Genomic DNA, 12,686 nt, shown 5'->3' on the forward strand with positions numbered 1-12,686 from the left:
GCCGCACTCCCTCGATCCTGCACCTACCCGTCAGGGCGGGCGCGGAGCACGGCTCGGAGCGAGGTGGTGTCCCGTGCCCAGGATTCCGCGTGCGGACTGATCCAGCCGAGCAGTTCGAGCGCGTAGTCGTGGTCCCGCTGCAGGTCACGCGCGTGGATCGGTTCGTGGTGCGCAGCGCGGTTCCGCACGAAGTGCAGTTGCTGCAGTCGCCGCGTCACTTCGCTTCGCCGCACGCGGAGGTTGTTCGGGCCGTACGGGAAGGACCGGTGCAGATCCGGCACCCAGAGCGACGTGTGGTACCGCGACTCGACGAGGTACCGCCAGAACCCGAAGGTGAGCTCGGCGATCACCCGGCCGTGGACTTCGACGAGACGTCCGTTGCGACTCGCTCGTGCCCGCGCCTTGTCCAGGTCAGCACTTCCGCGGGCATCGAGCGGTACGACGTCGAACCACGGCGCTCGGGTGCGGCCCGCCGCCCAGACGCGGAGTTCTCGGTCGAGTGCGTTGCGAGCGACCACCTCGACGATGCCGGTGAGCTCCATGACCGATGCCGCGGCTCGCATGTTCCACTCGTAGAGGCGCAACGCACCGGTCGTGGTCCTCATCCGCTCCGCGTACGATCCGAGCCGGTCGGCCGTGATCAAGCGCGCGAGTTCGTCTTCCTGCATCACTGACCCATCTGCTACCGTTGACGACGAAGACCCCGGAACGATCCCTGGCCCAGGCCACATCGCCGGGGTTTCGTCGTTCCCCGTCACTCCTGAAACATCAGCGTACAGTCACCGGTCCGCACGGAGGTCACGAGGACTACCGTCACGGTTCGGGCCGCACCGACGCGTCCCACGACAGGAGTGACACGCACATGGAGTACCGCTACCTCGGCAACTCGGGCCTCAAGGTCTCCGAGATCACCTACGGCAACTGGCTCACCCACGCCTCCCAGGTCGAGAACGACGCCGCGATCGCCTGCGTCCGGGCAGCGCTCGACGTCGGCATCTCGACGTTCGACACCGCCGACGTCTACGCCAACACCGGCGCCGAGACCGTCCTCGGCGAGGCGCTGAAGGGGGAGCGGCGCCAGTCCCTCGAGATCGCCACGAAGGTGTTCGGGCCGACCGGACCCAAGGGGCACAACGACACCGGTCTCAGCCGCAAGCACATCCTCGAGTCGATCAACGGTTCGCTCGAGCGGCTGCAGACCGACTACGTCGACCTCTACCAGGCGCACCGCTTCGACTACGAGACGCCGCTCGAGGAGACGATGATGGCGTTCGCGGACGTCGTCCGCCAGGGCAAGGCGCTCTACATCGGCGTGAGCGAGTGGACCGCCGAGCAGCTCCGCGCGGGACACGAGCTCGCCGACGACCTCGGCGTCCAGCTCATCTCGAACCAGCCGCAGTACTCGGCACTCTGGCGCGTCATCGAGGGCGAGGTCGTCCCGACGTCCGAGGAGCTCGGGATCTCGCAGATCGTCTGGTCGCCGATCGCGCAGGGTGTCCTGACCGGCAAGTACCAGCCCGGCCAGCCGCTGCCGGAGGGGTCACGCGCCACCGACGACAAGGGCGGCGCGAAGATGATCGAGCGGTTCATGCGCGACGAGGTGCTCTCGGCCGTCCAGCAGCTCGGGCCGATCGCCGACGAGCTCGACCTGTCGATGGCCCAGCTCGCCGTGGCCTGGGTGCTGCAGAACGAGAACGTGGCGTCCGCGATCATCGGCGCCTCGCGTCCGGAGCAGGTGCACGACAACGCCGGCGCGGCCGGGGTGACGATCCCCGAGGAACTGCTGTCGCGCATCGACGACGCCCTCGGTTCGGTCATCGAGCGTGACCCGGCGAAGACCGAGGACAGCAGCCCGAAGACCCGCGAGGCCTAGCCGTCCGTCCCAGGAGGCGCGGTGCGGGTCCGACCCGCACCGCGCCTCCTGGACACGGTCGCGGTGACCGGCGTCACACCGTTCCGACAACGGAAAAGGCCCCCTGCCGAAGCAGGGGGCCTTCACCGGTGGCTGGACACGGCATCGATCCGTGGACCTTTCGATTTTCAGTCGAACGCTCTACCAACTGAGCTATCCAGCCGTGGCGACCCTGACGGGACTTGAACCCGCGACCTCCGCCGTGACAGGGCGGCACGCTAACCAACTGCGCTACAGGGCCATGTTGAATTACTGTCTTGCCGGTCTCGCTCTGCTTGCTTGCTCACTCTGCGAAGAGTGACCCCAACGGGATTCGAACCCGTGCTGCCGCCGTGAAAGGGCGGTGTCCTAGGCCACTAAACGATAGGGCCGCAAGCGGTGCTTCGCGCTACCGATGGACAAGCATACGGATGCCCCGCAGGTTTCACAAATCGAGGCGCTCCGCCGCGGAATCCCCGGCGTGTCGTGGGGGCGGGCCCGGTCCGCAGGGCTTCACTCACCGTGGGGCAGCAGGCCCCGATTCGTGCTGTCGATCCTCCGGTGGGAGCATCGTCGTCGGTCCCGTACCCCTCGTGCGAGGGGGTGTGCGGGTGCGACACCTGTTGTTACTGTTGCGCTTGTTAACAGTGTTACGTGCGTGAGCCTTGCCGCGCTGTTACGAAATCGAGATGTATGTCGACCTCACACTCGCTGTCACCCCGTCCCCGTCCCCGCCGCCGCGTCATCGCCGCCGCGGTTGCCGTCGCGCTCACCGCCGGCACCCTGGCGGCCCTCGCGCCGGTGTCCTCGGCCAGCGCGGCGTCGTACCCGAGCTGGTCGGACGTCGAGAAGGCCAAGGCGTCGAAGTCGGCCCAGCAGGCGAAGGTGACCCAGATCAAGGGGCTCATCGCGGACCTCACGGCGAAGGCCTCCGCGGCACAGAAGTCGGCCGAGGCCGCGGGCACCGCCTACCAGACCGCGCAGACGAAGTACGACGACGCGACCCTGACCCAGAAGAAGCTGCAGTCCCAGGCGGACGACGCCGAGCAGACCGCGACGGCGTCCGAGGCGCAGGCCGGTCAGCTCGCGGCGCAGCTCGGGCGGGCGAGCGCGAACGACGTCACGACCGACATCCTCACGCACCCCACCAAGTCGGGTGACCTGCTCTACGAGCTCGGCGCGATGTCGAAGCTCAGCGAGCAGGCCGACGGCATCTACGCGCAGGCGTCGCAGGACCGCGGTGTGGCGCAGGGGCTCGCCGACAAGGCGGACCGCGCCAAGGAGGCCCTGGGGGACCTGGCCGACCAGGCGCAGGAGAAGATGCGGGCGGCCCAGACCGCCGCCGACCAGGCGCAGGCCTCGGTGGACGCCCAGGCGGACAACAAGGAACGGCTCGAAGCGCAGCTCACCCTGCTGACCACGAGCGAGAAGAACGTCGAGGCGCGCTACGTCAAGGGCGTCCAGGTCGAGAAGGCCCGGCTCGCCCGGATCGCGGCGGCCGCGGCGAAGGCGGCGCAGACGCAGCAGGGCGGCACCGGCGGCGGGTCGCCGAACGCGTCCGGCTGGGTCCGGCCGACGGGTGGCTACCAGACGAGCCCCTACGGCTACCGGCTCGACCCGTACACGAAGAACTACGCGCTGCACGCCGGCGTCGACCTCGCGCCCGCCTGCTACGCCCCGATCTACGCGGCGGCGTCCGGCACGGTGACGTTCGCCGCGAACGGCGGCGGCTACGGCAACGAGGTCGTCATCGACAACGGCGGCGGCATCTCGACGGCCTACGGGCACATCGTCGACGGCGGCACCCTCGTGTCGGTCGGTCAGCACGTCACGGCTGGGCAGCAGATCGCCAAGGTCGGCTCGACCGGCTGGTCGACGGGCTGCCACCTCCACTTCGAGACCCGGGTGAACGGTTCCGCCGTCGACCCGGTCCCCTTCATGGCAGCGCGGGGGATCTCGGTATGAACACGTGCGCCGCCGGGAGGCGTTGACCGAAGCATGAAGCAGACCGCTCGCACCCTGTCCTCGGGGATCGCGGTGGTGGCCGTCCTCGGGATCGGTCTCTCCGTCGTGGTCGCCGGTCCCGCCCAGGCGGCGCCGTCGGCCCCGAGCTGGGACGACGTGCGCGCGGCGAAGGCGGACACCGCCGAGGCCCAGTCCACGGTCGACGAGCTGAGCACGCGGCTGCAGACGCTGCAGGACGCCGCCGACAGCGCCCAGGTCGCCGAGCTGCGAGCGGGACAGACGTACGCCCTCGCGTCGTCCCAGCAGCAGGAGGCGCAGTCGACGCTCGACGACCTCAGCGCGCAGGCGAAGCGGGCGAAGCGCACGGCGGACGCCTCCGCGCAGCAGGTCGCCGGGCTCGTCGTCGAGCTGTCCCGGACCGGCGGAGGCGACCTGTCCACGGCGATGCTCATCGACGCGCAGGACTCGAAGGACCTGCTCTACCGGGTCGGCACGATGTCCCACCTGTCGGAGCGCTCCGCGACCGTGCTCGCCCAGGCCCGTGCGGACCAGAACACCGTCGACTCGATCGCCGCGCAGCAGTCCGCCGCGACGAAGGCCCTCGCGAAGGCGACGGACGAGACGAAGTCCGCCCTCGCCGAGGCGAACGACACCGCGGCGTCGGCCCAGGCCCGTGTGCAGAAGGAGCAGGCCCAGCAGCACGAGGTGCTGCAGCAGCTCGCCTACCTCAAGGGCACGAGCGTCGCCACCGAGGCCGCGTACTGGACCGCCCAGCAGGCGAAGCGGTCCGAGGCGGAGCTCGCGTCGAACACCGGGGGTTCCGGGACGACGACGGGCACGGCGCCGACCGGCTCCGGGACCCAGCCGAGCACGGGCACGCAGCCGAGCACTGGCGGCAGCACGGGCACGCAGCCGAGCACCGGGACCCAGCCGAGCACCGGCGGCGGTTCCGGGACGGGCACCCAGCCGAGCACGCCCACGACCCCGTCGAAGCCGAGCACGCCGACCACCCCGTCGAAGCCGAGCACGCCGACCACCCCGTCGAAGCCGAGCACGCCGACCACCCCGACCGCGCCGAGCACCCCCTCGAAGGCGGCGGGCGCGATCGCCTTCGCCCGGGCACAGATCGGCGACGCGTACGTCTTCGGCGGCGCGGGCCCGAACACCTGGGACTGCTCCGGGCTCGTGATGATGGCCTACAGCTCGCAGGGCATCGCGACCGGCGGCCACAACGTCGTCTGGCAGTACAACTACTTCAAGTCGATCGGCCGGCTCGTGCCGATGTCCGAGCGGCAGCCCGGCGACATCCTCTTCTACTCGTACAACGGGACCGTCAACGAGGCGTACCACGACTCGATCTACACCGGCAACGGGATGATGGTCGAGGCGGCGAACCCGCAGCGCGGCGTGCTCGAGCGGGCGATCTGGACCCCCGGGCAGCTCCTGCCCTACGTGGCCCGACCGAGCGGCTCGCTCTAGGCCGACCGCACCCCCGAACGCACAACGCGCCCCGTCGGAACGGGGCGCGTTGTGCGTTGCGGGGCGCGAACGCCCGGGCGTCAGTGACCGGCGGGCACGTACGCGGCCTGGCCGGCCGTGACGATCGCCTCGGCCTCGGCGGCGTCGCCCCAGCCCTCGGCCTTGACCCACTTGTTCGGCTCGAGGTCCTTGTAGCGCTCGAAGAAGTGCGCGATCTCGGCCTTCGTCTGCTCGTCGACGTCCGAGATGTCCTGGATGTGGGCCCAACGCGGGTCCTTCGCCGGGACGACGAGGACCTTCGCGTCGTTGCCCGCCTCGTCGCTCATCTTGAAGACGCCGACCGGGCGGACCTTGACGCCCACGCCGGGGAACGTCGGGTACTCGAGGAGCAGGAGTGCGTCCACCGGGTCACCGTCGTCCGCGAGGGTCTTCTCGAAGAAGCCGTAGTCGGTCGGGTACACGAACGAGGTGAACAGCACGCGGTCGAGGTAGACGCGACCGGTCTCGTGGTCCACCTCGTACTTGTTGCGGCTGCCCTTGGGGATCTCGACGACGACGTCGTACGCGGCCATGTGTGCTCCTGGTCTGTCGGTTGGCGGGAAAGCGCGGCTAACGTTACCGGGTGAACTCTCCGCGTCCCCGGCTGGATCCTGCGGTCGCCGACACCCGGCGTGCGGTCCGCGTCCTGCTCGCGCAGGCGCTCGAGACGTCCGTGGTCCGCCCCGGGGACCTCGTGCTCGTCGCGCTGAGCGGCGGTCCGGACTCGCTCGCGCTCGCCGCGGCGACCGCGTTCGAGGCGCCCAAGCAGGGACTGCGCGCCGGCGCGGTCATCGTCGACCACGCGCTCCAGGCGGGGTCCGAGGCGGTGGCGAGCCGCGCCTCCAGGCAGGCGTCGGAGCTGGGACTCGCACCGGTGACCCTCCGTCGGGTCGCCGTCGGTTCCGCTGGTGGTCCGGAGGCGGCGGCCCGGGAGGCGCGGCACGCGTCGATCGCGCTCGTCGCGTCCGACGTCGGGTCGCCCCTGGTGCTCTTCGGCCACACTCTCGACGACCAGGCCGAGTCGGTGCTCCTCGGGCTCGCCCGCGGGAGCGGGCCGGACTCGCTGTCCGGGATGGCGCCGCTGTCGCGGCGCGGTGCGGGCCCGGCGTACGGGCGACCGCTCCTCGGCCTGCGGCGGCACACCGCGCGGCAGGCGTGCGCCGCGGCCGGACTCGCCCCGTGGGACGACCCGCAGAACGAGGACCCGGCGTACGCGCGCGTCCGGGTCCGGACCGTGCTCCTGCCCGCGCTCGAACGGGAGCTCGGCGCCGGTGTGCCCGAGGCACTCGCCCGCACCGCCGACCAGCTCCGCGAGGACTCGGCCGCGCTCGACCACTTCGCCGAGGAGATGGCGGAGGACCTCGCCGAGCACTCCGAGGCCGGCATCTCGCTGTCGGTGCGGGAGCTCCGGGCCAACCCGCCGGCGCTCCGGCAGCGACTCGTGCGGCTCGCGGTGGAGAGCGAGTTCGGCGTGACGCTGTCCCGCGTGCAGACGCTCGAGGTGTGCCGGCTCGTCACCGACTGGAGTGGGCAGGGCCCGATCGACCTGCCGGGCGTGCAGGCGTCGCGATCGGGCGACCGGCTGGCCTTCACCGCCGGTTAGGCTGGGGTGGTGGAACTCTCCGACGTCCAGGCAGACCTGTCCGAAGTCCTCTTCACCCCCGAGCAGATCGACGACAAGCTCGCCGAGCTCGCCGCGGTGGTCGACGCCGACTACGCGGGGCGCGACCCGTTGCTCGTCGGTGTCCTCAAGGGTGCCGTCATGGTGATGGCGGACTTCTCGCGCCACCTCAAGATGCAGGCCCGCATGGACTGGATGGCGGTGTCGTCGTACGGCTCCGGCACGAAGTCGTCCGGTGTCGTCCGCATCCTCAAGGACCTCGACACGGACCTGCACGGGCGCGACGTCCTCATCGTCGAGGACATCATCGACTCCGGTCTGACGCTGTCGTGGCTCAAGCAGAACCTCGAGTCCCGCGGGGCCGCGAGCGTCGAGATCGTCGCACTGCTGCGCAAGCCCGAGGCCGCCAAGGTCGAGGTCGACGTGAAGTACGTGGGCTTCGACATCCCGGACGCCTTCGTGGTCGGGTACGGGCTGGACTACGACGAGCGCTACCGCAACCTGCGCGGTGTCGGCGTGCTCGCGCCGCACGTCTACAGCTGATCCTGGTGGCGGGTGGAGTTCGCCCGCAGAGGACACCCATTCTCGCCACAGAATCGCAGCCGTATGCTGACCAGCACGCAACTTCGGCAGAGAAAGGTGTCGGGCGACCTGCCCGGATCACATGGACTTCAAGCGCATCCTTCGCGGGCCGTACATCTACGTGCTCATCGCGATCGTGGGGATCTGGATCGGCTGGGCGGTCATCAGCCAGTCCGGCACGCAGCAGATCGACACGCAGAAGGGCCTCCAGCAGCTCTCCGACGGCAAGGTCTCGTCCGTGGTGGTGAACTCCACCGAGCAGCGGGTCGACCTGACGCTCAAGGACGGCAACGCGCACGAGCAGTTCTACTACTCGACGCCCCGCGGTGAAGAGGTCATCCAGGCCGTCAACGACGCGAACCTGCCCAAGGGCTACAACGACACCGTCCAGCAGTCGAACTGGTTCCTCTCGCTGCTCGGCATCCTGCTGCCGTTCCTCATCATCGGCGCCCTGTTCTGGTTCCTCCTCGCCAACGCCCAGGGCGGTGGCTCGAAGGTCATGCAGTTCGGCAAGTCCCGGGCGAAGATGAACAACAAGGAGAACCCGCAGGTCAGCTTCGCCGACGTGGCGGGCTCCGACGAGGCGATCGAGGAGCTCCAGGAGATCAAGGAGTTCCTGAAGGAGCCCGCGAAGTTCCAGGCCGTCGGCGCGAAGATCCCGAAGGGCGTGCTGCTCTACGGCCCTCCCGGCACCGGCAAGACGCTGCTCGCCCGAGCCGTCGCCGGCGAGGCGGGCGTGCCGTTCTACTCGATCTCCGGTTCGGACTTCGTCGAGATGTTCGTCGGTGTCGGCGCGAGCCGCGTCCGTGACCTGTTCGAGCAGGCGAAGCAGAACTCGCCCGCCATCGTCTTCATCGACGAGATCGACGCGGTGGGTCGTCACCGCGGCGCCGGCATCGGCGGCGGCAACGACGAGCGCGAGCAGACGCTGAACCAGCTCCTCGTCGAGATGGACGGCTTCGACGGCAAGACGAACGTCATCCTCATCGCGGCGACGAACCGCCCCGACGTCCTCGACCCCGCGCTCCTGCGCCCCGGCCGCTTCGACCGCCAGATCGGCGTCGACGCGCCGAGCCTCGCCGGCCGCAAGCAGATCCTCGAGGTGCACGCGAAGGGCAAGCCGCTCGCCGCGAGCGTCGACCTCGAGCTGCTGGCCCGCAAGACGCCGGGCTTCACGGGTGCCGACCTGGCGAACGTCCTGAACGAGGCCGCGCTCCTGACGGCCCGCTCGAACGCGCAGCTCATCGACAACCGTGCGCTGGACGAGGCCGTCGACCGCGTCATGGCCGGACCGCAGCGCCGCACGCGCATCATGTCCGACCAGGAGCGCCTCATCACGGCCTACCACGAGGGTGGTCACGCCCTCGCCGCGGCCGCGATGCGCCACACCGACCCGGTGACGAAGATCACGATCCTGCCGCGCGGCCGTGCCCTCGGCTACACGATGGTGCTCCCGCTCGAGGACAAGTACTCCGTCACCCGCAACGAACTGCTCGACCAGCTCACGTACGCCATGGGCGGGCGCGTCGCCGAGGAGATCGTCTTCCACGACCCGACCACGGGTGCGTCGAACGACATCGAGAAGGCCACCGGCACCGCCCGCAAGATGGTCACCGAGTACGGCATGAGCCGTGCCGTCGGGTCCGTCAAGCTCGGCTCCGGGTCGAGCGAGCCGTTCGTCGGCCGCGACATGAGCGGCGGGACCAGCCGCGACTACTCGGAGAACATCGCCGAGACGGTCGACGCCGAGACCCGAGCCCTGCTCGAGGCCGCGCACGACGAGGCGTACCAGGTGCTCAACGACAACCGCGACATCCTCGACCGGCTGGCCGGCGAGCTGCTCGAGAAGGAGACCCTCGACGCCCCCGAGCTCGTCGAGATCTTTAAGGACGTGCGCAAGCTGCCGGAGCGCCCGCAGTGGCTCTCCAGCGACAAGCGTCCGGTGAGCAACCTGCCCGCCATCGAGGTGCCGGGCAAGGCCGCGCAGACCGCGTCCGAGCAGTCCGACCACGAGTCGTCGAAGCCCCGTCGCCGTCCCTTCGGCAACCCGGGTATCGCCCCCGCGTAGGCCGGCATGACGGACCTGCCGACGAGGCGCTCGCGTCGGCTCGCCGAGGTGAGCCAGGCGCGGGCCGCCGCGGCCGAACCGCCGACGGTCGCGATCGACCTCCGTGCACCCGCCCCGGTGCCGGAGATCGTGACCGGCCCGCGGCGGGACCGTGACCGCGGCGCACCGACCGACGACCGGACCCGGGTGATGGGGATCCTCAACGTCACGCCGGACTCCTTCAGCGACGGGGGCCTGCACCAGGCCTACGACGCCGCCGTGCAGCACGCCCGTGCGCTCGTCGCCGCCGGGGCCGACATCGTCGACGTCGGCGGGGAGTCGACCCGGCCGGGGTCCGAGCGCGTGCCGGTGGAGGTCGAGCAGCGTCGGGTCCTCCCGGTCGTGCAGCAGCTCGTCGCCGAGGGCATCACGGTGAGCGTCGACACGATGAACGCCGCGACCGCCGAACGGTCGGTGGACCTCGGTGCCGCCATCGTCAACGACGTCTCCGGCGGACTTGCCGACGACGACATGGCGCGGGTCGTCCGTGACACCGGTGCCGGTTTCGTCGTCATGCACTGGCGCGGGCACAGCGACCGCATGTACCGCAACGCCGAGTACGTGCACGCCGTCGACGAGGTCCGGCGCGAGGTCGAGATGCGCGTCGCCGAGCTCATCGTCCTCGGGGTCCGCCAGGAACAGGTCGTCATCGACCCGGGCCTGGGGTTCGCCAAGCAGGGCGTGCAGAACTGGGAGATCCTCGCGGGGTACGAGCGGTTCGCGTCCATCGGACTGCCGGTGCTCGTCGCCGCCTCACGCAAGCGGTTCCTGGACGGGGTCGGCAGTGCCGCCGGTGCCCCGCCGAAGGACCGCGACCTCGCCACCGCCGCCATCAGCCTGCTCTCCGCCGAACGCGGGGCGTGGGGTGTGCGCGTGCACGACCCGGCACCGACCCGTGCCGTGCTCGACGTCTGGGACGCCTGGAGGGCAGCTCGATCATGAGGGACACCATCCGCCTGACCGGGGTCCGCGCACGCGGCCACCACGGGGTCTTCGACCACGAACGCGCCGACGGCCAGGACTTCGTCGTCGACGTCGCGGTGGAGGTCGACGCCCGCGTCGCGTCCGGGACCGACGACCTCGACAACACCGTGCACTACGGGGTGCTCGCCGAGCAGGTCGTGGCCGAGATCGAGCGCGACCCGGTCGACCTCATCGAGACCCTCGCCGAGCGCATCGCCGCCGCCGTGCTCACCCACCGCGCGGCCCTGGCGACCGAGGTCACGGTGCACAAGCCGCAGGCGCCCATCACGGTGCCGTTCACCGACGTGTCGATCACCATCCGACGGACCCGTGGCGGTGTCCGGGCCCCGGGCTCCGCCGTCGAGGAAGAAGAGTGAGCCGGGCGGTCGTCGCCCTCGGCGCGAACCTCGGCGACCGGGGGAGCACCCTGCGCGCCGCCGCCACGGCGATCGCCGAGCTGCCCGGTGTCCGTCCGGTGGCGTCCAGCCGCGAGGTCGAGTCGGTCGCCGTCACGCTCGACGGCCCCGACCGTTCGAAGCCCCGGTACCGGAACGCCGTCGTGGTCGTCGACACCGACCTCGAGCCGCAGGAGCTCCTCGACGCCCTGCACGGCATCGAGGACACCCACGGCCGCACGCGCGAGGTGCGCTGGGGCGACCGGACGCTCGACCTCGACCTGGTGGCCTACGACGACCTGTCGATCGACACCGCCACGCTGACGGTGCCGCACCCGCGCGCCGGCGAGCGGGCGTTCGTGCTCGCGCCGTGGCACGACGCCGACCCGGACGCGGTGCTGCCCGGCGTCGGGCCGGTGGCCGACCTGCTGGCGCAGGTGGGCGACGACACCGAACGCGTCGACGAGCCGCGCCTCTTCGACGAGTCGAGCCGCGCCTCCGGGCCCGCGGCGGACCCCGCGGCCGGAGCCGCCTCGTGAAGCCCACCCGCGCCTCCACCCTGCTGAGCGTCGCGGTCGTCGCCGCGGTCGCCGGCTTCGCCCTCGACGCCGTCCTCGCCTCGCGCCAGGCGCCGACGCTGTTCCTCGCGACGCCCCTCGGTGTGACGCTCGCGTTCATCGGCATCGCGGTCGTCCTGATGGCCCGCCCGGTCCGGCGGCACGCACGCGACGGCGCCGCCAGGGCCCGCTCGGTCGACCCGCTCTACGCGACCCGCGTCGTGGTGCTCGCGAAGGCCTCGAGCATCGCCGGCGCGCTCTTCGGCGGGTTCGGTGCCGGCCTCCTCGTCTACCTCCTGACCCGGTCGGCGTTCCCTTCGCTAGGCTCGGTCCTGCCGAACGCCGTGGCGGTCGGGGGTGGGCTCGTGCTGACGGTGTGCGCACTCGTCGCCGAACGCATGTGCATCGCTCCTCCGGGGGACGATGACGACGACGACCTCCCCCGGGGCGGTACGACCGAGGCACACTGACCACGACCGAGGCACACGGACACCGGGGCGGCGCGCCGCCGGCGCACCCACCCGGCGTACCCAGCACGACCCGACCGCAGGAGGCCCGCGATGCCGCGTGAACGACTCGACGAGCCGGGCCTCGGCCTGACCGGCACCACCTGGACCCGGGTGTCGCCGAAGCTCGTCTGGACCGAGCTCGTCAGCACCGTCCTGGTGGGGGCCGTCGTCACCGCGGGCTGCGTCATCATCGGCGTCGTCAGCGGCGGGTTCACCGGCACCGCCGGCACCGTCTGGACGCTCGTCGGCATCGCCGTCGCGATCGCGACCCTCGTGACCGCCGTCCTGACGCCCCGTCGGGTGCGGGCGATCGGGTACGCGCTGCGCGACGACGACCTGATCCTCCGACGCGGCCTGATGTGGCAGCGGTTCACGGCGGTCCCGTACGGCCGCATGCAGCTGGTCGACGTCAACCGCGGACCCCTCGACCGGGTGCTCGGCATGAGCGAGCTCAAGTTCGTGACGGCCGCCGCGTCGACCAACGTCCGGATCCCCGGCATCCCCTTCGCCGACGCCGACGAGCTGCGCGATCGGCTGGTCGAGCTCGCCGAGTCCCGTCGCGCCGGGCTGTAGGGGGT

13 protein-coding genes and 3 tRNA genes are annotated in these 12,686 nt (G+C 71.0%); 11 read left to right on the top strand and 5 right to left on the bottom strand.

Annotation, left to right across the window (positions count from 1 at the left end):
- Positions 1-23 precede the first annotated feature (23 nt).
- Positions 24-605 (bottom strand): hypothetical protein, encoded by a 582-nt coding sequence (locus ACIQUC_RS15085; RefSeq protein ID WP_402268484.1) that lies wholly within the window; start codon positions 603-605, stop codon positions 24-26.
- 257 nt (positions 606-862) lie between these two features.
- On the opposite strand from ACIQUC_RS15085, the gene ACIQUC_RS15090 reads away from it, so the two are divergent.
- Positions 863-1,873: an aldo/keto reductase family protein gene (locus tag ACIQUC_RS15090; RefSeq protein WP_402268487.1), complete on the top strand. Its 1,011-nt coding sequence runs from the start codon at positions 863-865 to the stop codon at positions 1,871-1,873.
- A 129-nt stretch (positions 1,874-2,002) separates the two neighbouring features.
- Here ACIQUC_RS15090 and ACIQUC_RS15095 read toward each other — a convergent pair.
- From ACIQUC_RS15095 to ACIQUC_RS15105, 3 genes are all read right to left on the bottom strand, one after another.
- Positions 2,003-2,075, bottom strand: a tRNA-Phe gene (locus ACIQUC_RS15095).
- A gap of 1 nt (position 2,076) precedes the next feature.
- Positions 2,077-2,153: transfer RNA gene (locus tag ACIQUC_RS15100), tRNA-Asp, on the bottom strand.
- Positions 2,154-2,210: 57 nt separating this feature from the next.
- Positions 2,211-2,283 (bottom strand) — tRNA-Glu (locus tag ACIQUC_RS15105).
- Positions 2,284-2,584: 301 nt separating this feature from the next.
- Between ACIQUC_RS15105 and ACIQUC_RS15110 the strand changes: the two genes are divergently transcribed.
- Together ACIQUC_RS15110 and ACIQUC_RS15115 are read left to right on the top strand one after the other, a co-directional pair.
- Entirely contained in the window at positions 2,585-3,856 is a 1,272-nt protein-coding gene (locus ACIQUC_RS15110; RefSeq protein WP_402268490.1) for a M23 family metallopeptidase, read from the top strand.
- Between the two features lie 33 nt (positions 3,857-3,889).
- Positions 3,890-5,335 carry an NlpC/P60 family protein gene (locus tag ACIQUC_RS15115; RefSeq protein ID WP_402268493.1) on the top strand — a complete coding sequence of 482 codons (1,446 nt, stop codon included), beginning with the start codon at positions 3,890-3,892 and terminating at the stop codon, positions 5,333-5,335.
- A gap of 80 nt (positions 5,336-5,415) precedes the next feature.
- Here ACIQUC_RS15115 and ACIQUC_RS15120 read toward each other — a convergent pair whose 3' ends face one another.
- Entirely contained in the window at positions 5,416-5,907 is a 492-nt protein-coding gene (locus tag ACIQUC_RS15120; protein ID WP_070417329.1) for an inorganic diphosphatase, read from the bottom strand.
- A gap of 50 nt (positions 5,908-5,957) precedes the next feature.
- Between ACIQUC_RS15120 and tilS the strand changes: the two genes are divergently transcribed.
- The 8 genes from tilS (at position 5,958) to ACIQUC_RS15160 (ending at position 12,681) form a co-directional block, all read left to right on the top strand.
- The gene (gene tilS / locus ACIQUC_RS15125) at positions 5,958-6,977 is read left to right on the top strand and encodes a tRNA lysidine(34) synthetase TilS (RefSeq protein WP_402268496.1); all 1,020 of its coding nucleotides are present in this window, start codon (positions 5,958-5,960) and stop codon (positions 6,975-6,977) included.
- A gap of 9 nt (positions 6,978-6,986) precedes the next feature.
- The gene (gene hpt / locus ACIQUC_RS15130) at positions 6,987-7,538 is read left to right on the top strand and encodes a hypoxanthine phosphoribosyltransferase (RefSeq protein ID WP_070417327.1); all 552 of its coding nucleotides are present in this window, start codon (positions 6,987-6,989) and stop codon (positions 7,536-7,538) included.
- Between the two features lie 121 nt (positions 7,539-7,659).
- Positions 7,660-9,645 (top strand): ATP-dependent zinc metalloprotease FtsH, encoded by a 1,986-nt coding sequence (gene ftsH / locus ACIQUC_RS15135; protein ID WP_022907611.1) that lies wholly within the window; start codon positions 7,660-7,662, stop codon positions 9,643-9,645.
- Positions 9,646-9,651: 6 nt separating this feature from the next.
- On the top strand, positions 9,652-10,626 hold the full coding sequence (gene folP / locus ACIQUC_RS15140) for a dihydropteroate synthase (protein ID WP_402268501.1): 975 nt from the start codon (positions 9,652-9,654) through the stop codon (positions 10,624-10,626).
- Complete coding sequence (gene folB, locus ACIQUC_RS15145; RefSeq protein ID WP_402268504.1) at positions 10,623-11,024, top strand: dihydroneopterin aldolase; 402 nt, start codon at positions 10,623-10,625, stop codon at positions 11,022-11,024. The genes folP and folB overlap by 4 nt, the downstream gene beginning before the upstream one ends.
- Positions 11,021-11,581, top strand: a complete 561-nt coding sequence (folK, locus tag ACIQUC_RS15150; protein WP_402268507.1) for a 2-amino-4-hydroxy-6-hydroxymethyldihydropteridine diphosphokinase — start codon at positions 11,021-11,023, stop codon at positions 11,579-11,581. Before folB ends, folK begins: the two co-directional genes overlap by 4 nt.
- Entirely contained in the window at positions 11,578-12,069 is a 492-nt protein-coding gene (locus ACIQUC_RS15155) for a DUF3180 domain-containing protein (protein WP_022907613.1), read from the top strand. The genes folK and ACIQUC_RS15155 overlap by 4 nt, the downstream gene beginning before the upstream one ends.
- 90 nt (positions 12,070-12,159) lie before the next feature.
- A complete protein-coding gene (locus ACIQUC_RS15160) occupies positions 12,160-12,681 on the top strand; it encodes a PH domain-containing protein (RefSeq protein WP_402268510.1) in 522 nt (173 codons plus the stop codon).
- Positions 12,682-12,686: the final 5 nt, after the last annotated feature.

Origin of the sequence: Curtobacterium sp. NPDC098951 (genome assembly GCF_044759965.1) — a bacterium.
GTDB lineage: Bacteria > Actinomycetota > Actinomycetes > Actinomycetales > Microbacteriaceae > Curtobacterium.